Raw genomic sequence first — 14,846 nt, 5'->3', positions numbered from 1 at the left:
GATGGCGGAAGCCTGTTTGACTCCGTCTCGGCTCATGTGTACCGTGATATAGCTTGACTCATAACGAGCCGTACTCGAGTATGTCTACACACGGGAGCAACGAATTATGAAGAGGACATTCCAGCCCAACAATCGCCGTCGTCACATGAAGCACGGATTCCGCGCTCGTATGCGCACCCGCTCCGGTCGTGCCCTGATCAACCGGCGCCGGGCCAAGGGCCGTCGGACCCTCTCTGCCTGAGTCGGATCCAATCCCTTTTCAGAAGGTGGAACGGCTGAGAAGCCACCGGGAGTTCACGGCGGTGCTCAGGCGACGCCATCGGGTCAGCAGCAGGGATCTGGTCATACATTATTCGATACCTGGATCTGACCGAACAGCGACCTTGCTGCCGGTGACATCGGCTGAGCGCGAAGGGCGGCATGACATCCTGCCTGCAGGCAGACGCCGCATGGGGCTCGCTGTATCCAAAAATGTGGGCAAGGCCGTGACTAGGAATAAGGTCAAACGCAGATTCAGGCAACTTGCCGGATCTAAGGAGGACCTGCTGCCATCCTCCTGTGATCTGGTCATGCGCGCCAAACCCAGCGCTGCCACAGCCACATACAAGCAGCTGGAGGAACAAGTCGACAGGCTTTTCCGTGACCTCATGCGCAAGACCGGGAAGACTGCCGGCGGCCTCGATGCACAGGGACAGTCAGAGCTGCAGCTTGCCGGGTCCAAGCGTCAACCCGTTCAACATGTGGAAGCCAGTGAAGGGTGCAGGGCATGAGTGGCCTGGCCTCCCGGGCTCTGCAGGGTGCAGTCCGCTGGTATCAGTGCCACATCTCACCCCTTTCGCCGCCGAGCTGTCGTTACTACCCGACCTGCTCCCAGTATGCTTTGACCGCTCTGAGGCGGTTCGGGGCCTTGCGTGGAACTATCCTGGCCGTTCTGCGGCTATTGCGTTGCACGCCATTCAACAACGGCGGAATCGATGACGTGCCCCAAAGATTTTCCATCTTCTATCGGTTCTCGTGGTCCACGGCCCATGAGGAGGCCCGGCTGACCCCCATGGCCCCAGACAAGGAGACGGCCTGATAATGTTCCAGAACAACGACACTTTCACTTTCGATACGGGCATATACGGCTTCTTCTACAAGATTCTGTATCCCATCGAGTGGCTCATGACCTACATCATGACCTACTGTCACAAGTTCCTGACCCTGATCGGGTTCCACAAGGGTCCCGGCGTGGCTTGGGCGCTTTCGGTAGTGATGCTGGTGCTGGTCGTCAACCTGTGCGTGCTGCCGCTCTTCATCAAGCAGTTGCGATCCATGCAAAAGATGCAGGCCCTGCAGCCCAAGCTGATGAAGATCCAGAACAAGTACCGCAACAAGAAGGATCCGGCGAGCCGAGAGGCCATGAGCCGGGAGACCATGAAGGTCTATCAGGATAACCATGCTAATCCCATGGGGTCCTGTCTGCCCGCACTGGTCCAAGGCCCGGTCTTCATGACAATGTTCTATGTGCTTTCGGCTGTGCCCTTCATCGCCCGGGGCAAGCGGGCACCCCTGGGGGCCTTCAATCGACAGGTGGCGCGAGAATTCGAGGAGACCACCTTCTTCGGGCTGCGGATTTCGGACAACTTCATGTCCGCCCATGGTGCGGGCCGCATAGTCATTGTGGTCTTCATCGTGCTTATGTGCCTGGCCATGTTCTACTCGCAGTTCCACAACGTCCGACGGAACATGCCCAGGTCGGCCATGCAGGGACAGCAGTACAAGATGCAGCAGATGATGGCCTTCATTTTCCCGGTCATGTATATTTTCTCGGGTATTTACTTCCCCTTCGCCGTGCTGATTTACTGGTTGACCAACAACCTTTGGAATCTGGGCCGAACCCTCTTCCAGGTCCACCATATGCCCACTCCCGGCTCGCCGGCTGCAGAGAGCAAGGAGGAGCGGGATCACCGCCATGAGAACGCTCGTCGCAAGCGCCAGGGGCTGCCCTCTTTGGAGGAGGAGCAACTGATGGAGGCCAAGCGGCTGGAGGAGGAAGCCCGCAACAACAAGAACGTCTCCCACCAGCGTTCTCAGCCCCACCGCAAGCGTCGCGGTCGTTGATCCGGCTATTGGCAGTAATGGCCGGCGCGGTGACCCAGCTTTCGGTCGGGCGGATACTGGAGTAGTCTGCAATCATCACGTCCGTGTATCCTCAATACTGGACACTCGATTGGTGACCAGGAATCCAGTGGGTCTGAGGTTATGAATCGGATGTAAACGCGTGTAAGGAGAGCATAGATGTCTCAGTCTCTGGACCAGGGAAAGACCATTGAGCAACTCAATGAGGAAGCGGATGTCGCCGCCGACTATCTGGAGGGGTTGCTGGACATCGTCGATTATGAGGGCGATATTGAGATGGGGGTGCGCAACCACCGTCCGACCGTGCAGATTGTGGCTGACGACGATACGGACATCAAACATCTGATCGGCAAGGATGGCGAGGTGGTTGATGCTCTTCAACAGCTGACACGGCTGGCCGTGCAGCAGAAGATAGGGGAGCGCTCCCATCTGATTGTGGATGTGGACGGCTTCCTAAGGCGCAAGCGCGAACATCTTCGCGAGCAGGCTCTGGATGTGATTGACGAGGTCCGTGAGACTGGCGATCCCGTGAATATGAAGCCTATGAACTCTTTCGAGCGCAAGATCGTCCATGACATGGTTCGTGAGGAGGGGCTGAAGTCACGTTCCCACGGCGAGGAACCCCATCGTTATGTCACCGTCTACCTGAGGGCCAAGAGCGAAGACGAGGACCTGTCTGACGATATTGAGGGTAAGCCAGTCGGGTATGATGCCCCGCTGGACACAGATGAAACTGATCAGGTCGTTGATTCGGCTGACTACGCGGCTGATGACGATCCTGATGGTGCCCACAGGGAGTGATCGCAGAGCCATTTGGGACCATGGGCCAATGAAGCATTGTATGACGTCGTCCTTTTAGATTGGTTCACTGCTTGGCGCGGTCGTACTGCCTAAGTCTGTTGTGCGCTATCTGCCAGGGTTGTGCTATTTGGCAGGTGTGTAGTGCTGTCTGGCTCATGATGGCGGCTAGTCTGTCTCAATGCTTAATCGGAATGCCCTTGTTGGTGACCCTCTATTAGAGACTGCACCTATGCTGTTTCGATAGGATACTGATATATATGACTCTCGATGTCCTTTTGCGGTTGAGAACAATACTTTGATAGCAGTCCTAGGAATCTAATGGTTTTTCGGTTCTGGCAGAGTGAAATCTCGCTGTACGAGACAGTATGACACTGTCGCGGTCTGTGACTGTAATTGACTGGGCATCGAATATGAATGTGAGGAGTCGAAATGGCTGTTGTGGATGATGAGCTGAACGATAGTCCCATATTGAGCCAGGTGCTCGGTGATGCTCTGGTACCCATGCAGCGTTTTCATGACAAGCTCTTACGCGAGGGCGTGGAGAGGGGGATCATTGGCCCTCGCGATGAAGACATTATTTGGGAGCGGCACATTCTCAATTCAGCTGCTATTGTGCCTTTTGTTCGAGACCGATTGACCACTGACAGTCCCACGGCAACGGTGGCGGATATAGGCTCCGGCGGAGGCTTTCCTGGTATTGTATTGGCAGCTTGCCTTCCGCAGTGTAAGGTTGTTCTAGTCGAGCCAATGGAGCGGCGTGTAATCTGGCTGCAGGAGGTTGTTGATGAGCTGCACCTGGCTAATGCGGTTGTGCTTCGCAAGCGTGCAGAGAACCTGGTCCCGAAATCACCCCATGCGTCAACGCGGCATAACAAAAAAAGTTCACAGGGCCGGCGTCACGATGGTCGCCGAAATGCAGAACAGTCTGTTTCTGCTTCCGGCCACGGTTCTTCAACTTTTGCTGCAGCCAGAAATGATGACAATCAACAAGATCTAGATGTAAATAGCCATGACTCCCCGCTTGTGACAGGTGGAGCAGGTCTAGCATACATCGACTCTAATCCTTCAGTTCCACAGGCCTTCGATGTTGTGACATGCCGAGCTGTAGCCCCCATGACTAAGCTCGCTGGGTGGACCCTGCCTCTTTTGAAATTGGGAGGTCAGCTTATTGCGCTTAAGGGTCGATCGGCACAGGGCGAGCTTGATAAGGCTGCTAAAGCGATAAAACAATATCATGGACAGAATCCACGGGTTTGTCAAGCTTTGGTTGCGCCCGGCCTTGAAGATACCCACGTGATTCTCGTGGACAAACACTGAAGTACGATACCAGAATGAAATTTATGAATGATTTTTGTGTCCGAGGACTGGTTTAGAAGTGAGGTAAGAATGAACTCGATCGAATAATAGATTACTCTTCTCTAACATAGAGCCTTGTGGAATGACGGATTGGAAATTGACCGACTATGTCATAGTCATAGTAGATTTAGTCTGGTCTCCAGACAGCAGCTTGGCTGATGCTTAATCACAATGAACGAGAGAGCTTGTTTAAGAGGGAAGTCGGCACGCTGGTGGAAATATATTGCCTGCTTTGAATGTGTTTTCAGACCGAATTATTCGAAGTTTTGACCTCCTGGTTTGAAACGATGTTACGCACAATAGATAGTTCAACACCTATTTAGTCATATATATATATATTTGAAATATAGATGTTCTATTTCTTGGATATCCTGCATATCATAGTGTCCCTTTTAGTTCGGCAGCAGGTATTATTCCATCCTGGTCTTATACTCTAATCATTGTTGATCAGATTGTATGAAGGTCAATCCCGGAAATCGACATACCGTTGTCTTTTTGAAGTCTTATCAAGACTTTCTCGGAATATCATTCTTTCATTGTTCAGTGATTTTATTAATTTACCTGTTCAATGTACTAAACAGATGTGGTCATGCTCATCTTTTTGTAACCAACCCATATCCCTATTTCCTTTACATCAGGGGAGTCTATTGTGTCTTCATACCTGTGGTGATCTTTGCGGTCCCTCCCTAATCTTCGTAGAGTGTTATGTCTGCACATGCATACGTACGAGGATTGCAAGGCCCTCGATTCGTCGGTTCAGATGAAGTCTCCGAATTGGTCATCGACGTCGAATATTCCTATGATGTCATGGTTTGAGGACGATCAAATTGAGCAACACGAGACCTATCACCGGTGACAGATGTGCCCTCTAAGGTATGTTTCACGTGAAACAATATACAATTAACGTCTGCTCTGCAATGTTTCCGATAAACAATGCTCCATCAATTACTGGCGAGGTTGATCAAAATGACTTGGAGGACAATTGAAGGTAACTATACGAGTGTGATTGTGTTTTCCGAGAATGCTCATTTCGCATCTACTAGACTTCGTAGCGTCTCAGCGCATCAATGTATACGGTGGTGCCACTGCTAATTGGTGATTGTTAGGGGGAGATTTGTTGTGATGTTTCACGTGAAACAATCAACTCAAATTGCGACAATATAGATCTAGGTTATTAGAGTTTAGAATATAGTGAAAGAGTATCGCAATACATTCTATATCTTTATAAAAAACATGCCCTCTTTATTAAATATAGATCCTTCAAACATAATTATCCGAAGCACAATATAATTTTGATCGATAAGCAGGTACATATTGCCTGACGAAAACAAAAAAGTATACATAAAATTACACATTTGCTACTTACTGCTGGATCCGGCAGTGGTTAATGCTCGCAGGTGTGGCTTTGAAAAAAAATAACAGGAAAGCTATGTTACTTTACTGTGTAAGCCGCATTCGGCAGGGCTTCCATTGTTTCCTGGCAATATAGATGTTTCACGTGAAACATTCTTCTGCTGTTTGTTGTATAAGGCTTGTCATTCGTAGGCTTAATTTAAGGGCTTCAGGGGTATTTATGATAGCCATCCAATAAGTGAGAGATCATTGATTATAACCATGAATAGTACCGCTTAATTGAGTTGCGTAGTTGATTTATGGATTTGCTCCTTGTGGGTTATGCACAATTGGAGTCTGATGATTGACTTATCCACATTATCGTTTGTAGACGATGGCATGAAATGAAAAGCGTCAGAATTGTCAATAATTACAAGGCCAAACTAATAAAATAAGGCGGTAGTCGAACACATAAATGGAGATAAAGCTATCCACACTTATCCACAGTTATGAACAGTGGCTGTGTACAACTGGCGGCCGTTCTGACATGTCCAACGAGGACGGGAAAATTGAATGGTTATCAAAAGGAGGAAGGTTCGTGACCACATCGAAGAAGGTGAAACCCGTTTCGAGAAATACCCTGGAAGTCGGTGGGCAACCCACACCGAACACTTCAGGTATGGAGACGGCGACGGATATTCTGAATCGAATATTCGCCGACGGGACCGGTTCGGTGTCCGGAGCGGAGATGGCAGATCTATCCGCACGCTATCAGGCCTTACGCCAGGCTCAATTCCCTCACCCGTCAAAAACTCGCTTCATTGCCGTAGCGAATCAAAAAGGCGGGGTAGGGAAAACCACTACCACTGTCAATTTGTCATGTGCATTTGCTGAATTTGACCAACGTGTGTTGGTTATCGATATGGATCCACAAGGCAACGCATCTACTGCCTTGGGTGTGACCCATGAGTCAGGGACGCCGTCAACATATGATGTGCTTGAGGGGCGTCTTGGAATCGATGACGTTAAGGTGGTTTCCCCGGAATTCCCCAATTTAGAGGTTGTGCCTTCTTCTATTGATCTAAGCGGCGCTGAGCTGGAAGTCGCGGATATGCCCAACCGCAATCAGCTAATGAAAAAGGCAGTTGCCGACTATCTTAAAGTCTGCCGTCAGCATTATGACTATGTTCTCGTTGATTGCCCACCTAGTCTGGGGCTGCTGGTCCTGAATGCCATGTGTTCTGTCAATGAGGTATTGATTCCAGTGCAAGCTGAATACTATGCTCTTGAAGGACTGCAACAATTGCTGCATACCATAGGACTCGTTCAGCAAAGCTATAATCCTTATCTCGTAATCTCGACCATGTTGTTGACTATGTACGACAGGCGGACACTTCTCAGCAAAGAAGTATTCGATCAGGTCAAGGAGCACTATCCAGAAATAGTGTTAAATACGACTATCCCGCGTTCAGTCAAAATCTCTGAAGCCCCCAGCTTCCGGCAAAGCGTTGTCACCTACGACCCTAAAGGAGCAGGCGCTATCGCTTATGAAGAGGCAGCGTTAGAAATCGCCCAGAGGTCCGAGCAGGTTCTGGGACATATTGCCAATAGAAGACAGGGGGAGTGAGGACATGACAAGCCATTCACGGTTGGGCAAGGGCTTGGGGGCTCTATTCCCCGCCCTGCCAGGCGAAGATGACGAAACCAGCGTTGACAAAAATGGGCAACAAGATAACAGAGTACTGGATTCAGGCAACAAGCAGGCTACTCTTCAAGGCTCGCTTACTGGATCGGACGAACAACAACACCCAGAGACCAACGCCTCGGAAAAAGACAGAGCCAAGAAAGAACGCAATACTACGGATTCGGGTCGTGTGAGTTCTCAACTAGCGGCTTCGACAAATTCTTATAAGAGCGGTCGTAAACGCTCCAAGGCGGGACAAAAGCGTGTCAGCATTTCTGAATCTCCCAACGAGAATGTTTCACGTGAAACATTCACTTCGAAGAGGACTGCTAAGCGTCGTTCTGTTCCGCCCATCAGCAGCCTGGAACACCCAAGTGATCTATTCTTTGGATCTACGACGACAAATGTTTCACGTGAAACATCGCCCATAACAAAATCGAGTGAGGCTGTCGACAATCGGACAAATAAGACTCGGCAAAGCACTAGCCGCGCAGGTGCTGTTCGCAGTGGTAGCGGGCTCAGTAAGGCGGAGAGCAATAGCCAAGAGCAGTTAAAACCCGTCCAAGGTGGGTACTTGGCCGAGGTGCGTGTGGACGATATTAGGCCCAACGCTCAGCAACCAAGGCAAATCTTCGATGAAGACGAATTGTTGGAACTGTCCCGTTCCATCAAGGAAGTTGGTGTATTGCAGCCCATAGTGGTGCGAAGATCAACACTTGCAGACAGTCCAAGAACAATCGAGGATAAAACATCCTCAGTCGACAGCGCGGAAAACAAATTCACGGTATTTGGCGCTGGGACCGGTGAAGAACAATCGAGCCAGCTTTTAAACCAGAGAGTGGCTAACCTGAGGCAAACAACCCATTATGAAATCATAATGGGTGAGCGCCGTTGGCGAGCTTCTCGGTTGGCTGGTCTTGACACCATACCAGCGATTGTGAAGACAACGAGCGATGACACTATGTTGCGAGATGCCTTGCTCGAGAATCTGCATAGAGTGGCTCTTAATCCTTTGGAGGAAGCAGCCGCTTACCAGCAAATGATAGATGAGTTTGGTTTGACTCAGGATGGTTTGTCTAAGTCAATCTCTAAGTCGAGACCTCAAATAACCAACACGCTTCGATTGTTGAAGTTGCCCCCAAGTGTACAGAAAAAGGTTAGCTCAGGTGTATTGTCAGCTGGGCATGCCCGCGCCTTGCTCACTTTGCCGGATGAAAAGTCCATGGCTGCCTTGGCAGACAAGATTATTGCTGAAGGTTTGTCGGTAAGATCTACCGAGGAACTCGTCGCGTTGCAAACTGGGCAAGGGAAGAAGAAAGCAAAAAGGCCTAGGGTAAATGCTTGGGCGGATAGTCCTGTACGCCAGGATCTGGAAAGTCACTTTGACACCAAGGTGGCTATTAAGGGCACTAAAAAGCATGGAAAAATAGAAATCGTATTTTCTTCGCCTGAAGACATGGACCGCATCGTGGCTATTCTCTTGGAGAAGAATCAATCCGCAAGTAATGACAGTCATTCGGGCGACGAAGGCTGGGTTTGATCCCATACATTGGACCCCATTCTTGAAAATGCGATTGTAAGCGTTGCTCAACTAAACACCTTCGTAAAAGTAAGCGATTGCTTCAAGCTCAGTCTTGTTTTGTCTGGGCTGATAAGCAATCGCTGTTTTTGCCTTGGTCTTGGAACGATTCGGCAGTTATGAGCACTTACCGTCCAAAGAACTCAGATGCCTGTGCTGAAAGATTGTATGAAATCTACATATTGCTGGCAGGCTATGGAGTGCGACAACCTGCTGAAGGATTGGCCTGATTATTGTGCCAGGTAACTACTTCTGGGTGGATCGGTATCTCAAATGCTTGGTATCTCAAATGCCTAGCTGTCAATAAACGGATGAATATGTTCAATGGTGAGATATGCAGTGAATCGTTGACTGGTTAGCTGTTGGGCATTATCGGATCGTTGCTTGGGTATGTGTTAGTTGGTTAGTTGAGTCCTTCTAGCTTATATGCGGCTTGTGAGGGAGGATGGTTCTTGTCCAACAAGGAGCGGACAACCCTCAGCAGGCGAGGTTTGTAGGGTTCCCAATGTGGCAATGAGGAGGGGGGGGGGGCGGTTGTGGGATATCGCCTCAACGGAGAGCGTCTTTTATGTTGGCGAGGACCGATTAGAGCAGCATTAGAATTTGTCGTTTTCCTGTTGAAAATAGTGTCCGGTCGCGGTCGATGGAGAGCTAAAGGAGACTAAGTGAACAGCTGCGCATAATCGATAAACGAAGTGCCTAGCAATCGTAAACTGCCAGGCACGTAAATTCTTGTTTGCGGGGGGGGGGCATCAAGCCTTATTGGTTATCCAAACTCGTAAGATACTCCTGAGCATCTAAAGCAGCACGGCAGCCCATGCCAGCAGCGGAGATGGCCTGACGATAAATCTTGTCGGTGACATCACCAGCGGCAAAGACTCCAGGTACAGAAGTCTTCGTTGATCCACCCTCGACCAGGATATAGCCGTCCTGATCCAGGTCAACTTGGCCATTAAGAAAAGCGGTCTGAGGGGTGAATCCTATGGCGACGAAGACTCCATTAGCCGGAATAGTGGACTGCCTGCCTGTGGCTGTATTGCGGACGTCCAAAGAGGTTACGCCGCTATCGTTGCCGTTGATCCGCGTGACGACCGAATCGAGAAGGAAGCTGATTTTGTCATTGGCCTTGGCACGGTCCACCATGATTTTTGAAGCGCGGAAGCCTTGGCGGCGATGGATCAGTGTGACAGAAGAGCCGAAACGGGTCAGGAAGTCCGCGTCGCCCATGGCGGAGTCGCCTCCTCCAACGACTACAATCGGCTTGACTTTGAAGAAGAACCCGTCGCATGTGGCGCAGTAGGATACCCCTCGTCCTGAGAACTCGCGCTCTCCAGGAACATCCAATTTACGATATTGCGAACCAGTAGTGATGACGACGGCTCGAGCTTGGTATTCCTGGCCGCTATCGGTGGTGATTCGCTTGACGTCTCCGTTCAAGTCAACTGAGACGACATCATCGTATTCGATCTGAGCACCGAAATGGTCGGCCTGATCGCGCATCTGATCCATAAGATCGGGACCGAGTACTGCTTTAGGGAATCCTGGGAAGTTCTCTACTTCCGTCGTGTTCATAAGCTGACCGCCGGGCGTCAGGGCTCCTGCAATAACGAGTGGAGCGTATCCAGCTCTGCCAAGATAAATGGCGGCGGTGTAACCTGCGGGTCCGGACCCTATAACAACGGCATCATGAACAGTTTGCTTCATAACGCTACTGTATCTATTCAGGATGACCGGATCGCACGCGTTGGGCGAAAAGGGAGCTTCTTATCTCACAGTCAGCTCAGTTCTGGCAGAGGCAGGCTATTCTTAAACCATGGAGAAAACCGTGATAGTAGCCATCGTAACCAATCTTGGGACGATTCTGGTGCTCATCTGGTTTATGCTCCGTGTCGATCGGTTGTTGCGGAGGCATCCCAGCCAGCAAACAGATGATAAGAGTGAGGATGATAGCTGGCATAGCTGGCGTTTTTGGAATCCTCCCAGCTCTAATGACAATAAAGGTGAGTTGGACGCCGATTCTCCGATAACAGACAAAAGCCTTGAGGCTAATGAAGATATGGCTGCTAAGACTATCGACCGGCATGCGCCCCCAACTCAGGAGGGGGCTGATGAAAGTTCTTCGCATGCGTCAGACAAGGGCGAGGAAGCATCAGAGACAAGTAAAGCATATTGAGCCAAGACTCAGACAGTTCAGTCATGATGGGGCGCGGTTTCAATTGTTGGTTCGGTCTTACGAAAGTATGGCCTTTCAATAAGGACAGATGCGCTCGGATATGTGCATGTGTGTGTCTTCTGATTTGCGGGGATTTAGTGTCCTTATCTAAGGGCTTTTATTTTTGGGCTTTGCAGCGGGCGCTTGGGATCAAAACCGCCTGAGCAATACGACCAGATGGTTTAATCCTGATAGGAAGATCGTGCTCTCAAGGATGAGGATGAACGAATTGGGACGGATGAATTGATGCAGCAATGTCGGTGACAGAAAGGCAATCTACTAGTGTGGACTCAGCTCTCGCTCGAAGTTCCCGATGGCTAAGTAGAGAGGGTCCAATTGTTGAAGGCACAAAAGCGGCGATTCCCATATATCTATATATGTAGTCACGTCCGCTTGACAAATACCTAGGTAAAGCATCCTGCGCTGATTGATGCAGAACTCATGGTGCTTACGATTCTATGAAGGTTGTATTCATTTTCATGAGCAGGAATCGCTGTCAGTCATAGGCGCTGTACCGTGTGGGACCTTCGTTGGAGTCGATGAAGTAAGTTGATCACTCCAGAATGTTTCACGTGAAACATTTGATATCGACCACGATTGCATGCCTGGGTATGGAGCGATGCGGCAGCCTATTGTGAGTTGAGTCCTGGAGAGTGACCAGCCTCCGGCATTGGCAATTTATCAGATTGCAATGCCTCTGCAAGTTAGCCTTGTCGACAATATAAAACCGGGGCTTGATTGAACATATCATTGAATCAATCCTGGCTTTGGCTGAGCAGCGTAGGCGAAGTGGGAATAAAGGTGGAGTGGAGCGTAAAGAGGAAGCGGGGAGTCGAGCTTAACGCATGGAGGGAGGGAAATAACCGACGATGTGTAGTGGATGATGAACAACTGACATTTTATGCCAGAGAAGCATGATGATGAGAATAATGAGCACAGAACAGAGCATTGTGTCAAACGGTTACAAACTGTTGGTCCATACTGTGCCAAACTGCTAGTGCGTATGTGTGTAAAGCACCTGTCTTGCGTACCATCTGTTCTGTTCGTATTTGCAATCTACGTCCATTTCAAGTCCGCATGACGCATATTGTGCGAATAGACATATACATCACGCAGACCTTGCTTAGGATAACTGAACACTGGGCAGGACGGGATAGTTTTGATGTTTCAGTCGGTCCGCTTTTGATTCAAAACTGATTGAACCAATGCTGTGTATAGCTCTGGCAGGTTGTAGCCGGCAGCCAAGGCTGATTGCGGCAGAAGCGAGGTGTCCGTCATGCCGGGCGCCACGTTGGACTCCAGGAATTGCGGCTGTCCTTGGGCATCAACAATGAAGTCGGTGCGTGAGATGTCACGGAGCCCTAAAGCCCGGTGGGCGGTCAGCGCGGCATCGCTTACAGCCTGTGTGGTCTTAGCATCCAGTCGGGCTGGAGCATAGAACTCCGTCGGGCCAGGTGTGGAACGAGCCTCGAAGTCGTAAGTGCCTGAGGGAGTCCAGATTTCGAGCGGTGGCAGAATCAGGGGGTGTCCGTCAAATTCGAGGATGGACACGGAGACTTCGGTGCCTGTGACGGCCTGTTCGATCAGGGCCACATCACCGTAGGCGAAGCAGTTGATCAACGCCTGAGTGAGCTGGCTCTGTTCAGTCACCATGGTGCAACCCATGGCTGAGCCGCCCATGGTGGGTTTGATGAAGAGTGGGAGTCCCAGCGAACCTAGGAGCATGTCGATAACGGGTTCGACTCCCAGCTCGCGGAACATGGACTCGGGCAAGGTCACGGAATGCGGAGTGCACAATCCGGCCATGCGGGCAACGTTCTTGGCGACGGGCTTGCTCCAGGCGGTCCGGGAGGCCTTGGCCCGGGATCCAATGTAAGGCAATCCAGCCATCTCCAAGACATCACGAATCGAACCATCTTCGCCGTTGGCGCCGTGCAGCAGGGGCCAGACCAGATCAGGGCGAGTCTTCTCGTCAGTCAGGTAGGGCAGAAGCGAGCCATCCATGTCGTGGACATGGACCGTCCATCCGGCCTCCTCCAGGAATCCTTGGACTCGATGCCCCGAGCTGATGGAGACATCGCGCTCATGGCTGAGGCCGCCGCAGATAATCAAAAGGGACTTATTGGCACGCTTGGTGGCCTTGCTCGCTAGGGAGAGGACATCGTCCATGGTGAACGGCGTGGCCTCACGGGTGGAGCGATGCGAGGTCCGCCTGGCTCCTTTGGCCACTTCGTCGGCAGCCGTGGCCGCGGTGATGTCCGGGCTGACGACCGTGGTCCTCGTCGTGCTCGCGGTTTGCTTGGCCTTGCCGGTTGCCAGTGTTTTGCTGCTGGCCTGCTGCCGAGGCTTCTTGCTGTGCTTGGCTGCCATGATTCAGCCCCTTTCCTTGCTGCTGTCAGGCTCGAACAGCCGGACGGTGGCGAGTTCGTTCTCGATGACCGTGGACAATCTTCGTATTCCCTCTCGAATCCGATCGGGAGTGGGGTAGCAGAAGGACAGGCGCATATGATTCGCGCCCTCTCCGTTATTGTAGAAGGCTGTGCCTGACACGTAAGCCACCTTGGCGGTGATCGCCCTGGGCAGCATGTCCTTGGCGTTGAGCCCCTGAGGTATCTGCAGCCAGATGTAGAAGCCGCCCTTGGGCTTCAGCCACGAACAGTAGGGCAGATATTCCTTCAAGGCCTCGTCCATGGCATCGCAGCGTTCCTTGTACATTCCCCGGTAATCGTTGATCTGCGATTTCCAGTCGAAGTTATCCAGGTAGGTGGTGATGGTCATCTGGCTCATGTTGGAAGGACAAAGAATGGCTGACTCGTTGGCCAGAACCAGCTTCTGCCGGATGCCGGGAGGCGCAACCATCCAGGCCACGCGCATGCCCGGGGCGATGATTTTGGAGAAGCTGCTCAGGTAGACAATGCCGCTGGAGTCGTAAGAACGCAGGGCCGGATAGGTCTGTCCGTCGAAGGCCAGCAATCCATAAGGATTGTCCTCGACGATAAGCACATGGTATTTTCGGGCGATCTCAATGACACGTGGCCGCCGCTCCACGCTCATGGTGGCGCCGGCAGGATTGTGGAAGTTGGGCACAGTGTAGAGGAACTTGACCGATTTGCCCTGGCGGCGCTGCTCCAGGATGGTCTCCTCCAGAGCTTCGGGGATCAGTCCGTCTCCGTCCATGGCTACGTTGACCACATCGACCTGGAAGGATTGGAAGACGCCCAGAGCACCCACATAGTTGGGGGCTTCGGCAAGCACCACATCGCCGGGGTCGCACATGATCCTGGTAATTAGGTCCAGTCCCGACTGGGAACCGTTGACGATGACCACATCATCCGGCTGGACGTCCTTGATGCCTTCCAGCTCCATGATGGGCAGCACGTCTTCACGCAGGTGGGGATCGCCCTGTGCCGACCCGTACTGCCAGGCCACCTGGCCCTTGCTCCGCAGCATATCGCTAAGCTGGTCAGCCAACTTATCGAAGGGCATCCGGCCCAGGTAGGGCATGCCTCCGGCCAGGGAGACCACCTCGGGCCGATTGGCCACGGCGAAGAGGGCACGAATCTCGGATGCGCGCATCTGCTCGGCTCGTGTTGCATAGGAGCTGTACCAAGGATCGTTCTTGATGACCTTGGATGCGATATTGGGATCATCCGCCATAACTGACTTCCGCCTTCCTGCCGCCGTTGTCTAAGGAAACTGTATTACCTGCGGGCGCTATGCTGGACGAAAAAATCAACACATTACCATTTCGGTACACCCGA

General features: G+C 51.5%; 11 protein-coding genes and 1 pseudogene. 9 read left to right on the top strand and 3 right to left on the bottom strand.

Annotated features, from left to right (window positions below; genetic code table 11):
* The first annotated feature begins 106 nt into the window (after window positions 1–106).
* The 8 genes and pseudogenes from rpmH to GYM67_RS09165 all read left to right on the top strand — a co-directional run bounded on the left by rpmH (window position 107) and on the right by GYM67_RS09165 (window position 8,834).
* On the top strand, window positions 107–241 hold the full coding sequence (gene rpmH / locus GYM67_RS09200; protein WP_015022700.1) for a 50S ribosomal protein L34: 135 nt from the start codon (window positions 107–109) through the stop codon (window positions 239–241).
* Window positions 242–266: 25 nt separating this feature from the next.
* Window positions 267–659: pseudogene (gene rnpA, locus GYM67_RS09195) on the top strand (ribonuclease P protein component); the annotation flags it as partial.
* Window positions 660–766: 107 nt separating this feature from the next.
* Window positions 767–1,078 (top strand): membrane protein insertion efficiency factor YidD, encoded by a 312-nt coding sequence (gene yidD, locus GYM67_RS09190; protein ID WP_220236563.1) that lies wholly within the window; start codon window positions 767–769, stop codon window positions 1,076–1,078.
* A gap of 2 nt (window positions 1,079–1,080) precedes the next feature.
* Window positions 1,081–2,103, top strand: coding sequence for a membrane protein insertase YidC (yidC, locus tag GYM67_RS09185; RefSeq protein ID WP_220236562.1), 1,023 nt, complete (start codon window positions 1,081–1,083; stop codon window positions 2,101–2,103).
* Window positions 2,104–2,280: 177 nt separating this feature from the next.
* On the top strand, window positions 2,281–2,922 hold the full coding sequence (locus GYM67_RS09180) for a Jag family protein (RefSeq protein ID WP_220236561.1): 642 nt from the start codon (window positions 2,281–2,283) through the stop codon (window positions 2,920–2,922).
* Between the two features lie 429 nt (window positions 2,923–3,351).
* The gene (locus tag GYM67_RS09175; RefSeq protein WP_220236560.1) at window positions 3,352–4,239 is read left to right on the top strand and encodes a 16S rRNA (guanine(527)-N(7))-methyltransferase RsmG; all 888 of its coding nucleotides are present in this window, start codon (window positions 3,352–3,354) and stop codon (window positions 4,237–4,239) included.
* A gap of 2,050 nt (window positions 4,240–6,289) precedes the next feature.
* A complete protein-coding gene (locus GYM67_RS09170; protein WP_220237490.1) occupies window positions 6,290–7,237 on the top strand; it encodes a ParA family protein in 948 nt (315 codons plus the stop codon).
* 4 nt (window positions 7,238–7,241) lie between these two features.
* On the top strand, window positions 7,242–8,834 hold the full coding sequence (locus GYM67_RS09165; RefSeq protein WP_220236559.1) for a ParB/RepB/Spo0J family partition protein: 1,593 nt from the start codon (window positions 7,242–7,244) through the stop codon (window positions 8,832–8,834).
* Window positions 8,835–9,632: 798 nt separating this feature from the next.
* On the opposite strand, the gene trxB is transcribed toward GYM67_RS09165, so the two are convergent.
* The gene (gene trxB / locus GYM67_RS09160) at window positions 9,633–10,577 is read right to left on the bottom strand and encodes a thioredoxin-disulfide reductase (RefSeq protein ID WP_220236558.1); all 945 of its coding nucleotides are present in this window, start codon (window positions 10,575–10,577) and stop codon (window positions 9,633–9,635) included.
* Window positions 10,578–10,686: 109 nt separating this feature from the next.
* Here trxB and GYM67_RS09155 point away from each other — a divergent pair, with 109 nt between their 5' ends.
* Window positions 10,687–11,046, top strand: coding sequence for a hypothetical protein (locus GYM67_RS09155; RefSeq protein WP_220236557.1), 360 nt, complete (start codon window positions 10,687–10,689; stop codon window positions 11,044–11,046).
* A 1,206-nt stretch (window positions 11,047–12,252) separates the two neighbouring features.
* Here GYM67_RS09155 and GYM67_RS09150 read toward each other — a convergent pair.
* The gene (locus GYM67_RS09150; protein ID WP_220236556.1) at window positions 12,253–13,455 is read right to left on the bottom strand and encodes a D-alanine--D-alanine ligase family protein; all 1,203 of its coding nucleotides are present in this window, start codon (window positions 13,453–13,455) and stop codon (window positions 12,253–12,255) included.
* A 3-nt stretch (window positions 13,456–13,458) separates the two neighbouring features.
* On the bottom strand, window positions 13,459–14,742 hold the full coding sequence (locus GYM67_RS09145) for an aminotransferase-like domain-containing protein (protein ID WP_220236555.1): 1,284 nt from the start codon (window positions 14,740–14,742) through the stop codon (window positions 13,459–13,461).
* Between the last annotated feature and the right edge of the window lie 104 nt (window positions 14,743–14,846).

The sequence above is a fragment of the Bifidobacterium asteroides genome (genome assembly GCF_019469425.1).
Taxonomy (GTDB): domain Bacteria; phylum Actinomycetota; class Actinomycetes; order Actinomycetales; family Bifidobacteriaceae; genus Bombiscardovia; species Bombiscardovia asteroides_I.
The sequence above is the reverse complement of the archived record's forward strand: the minus strand, read 5'-3'. Positions and strand labels throughout refer to the sequence as shown.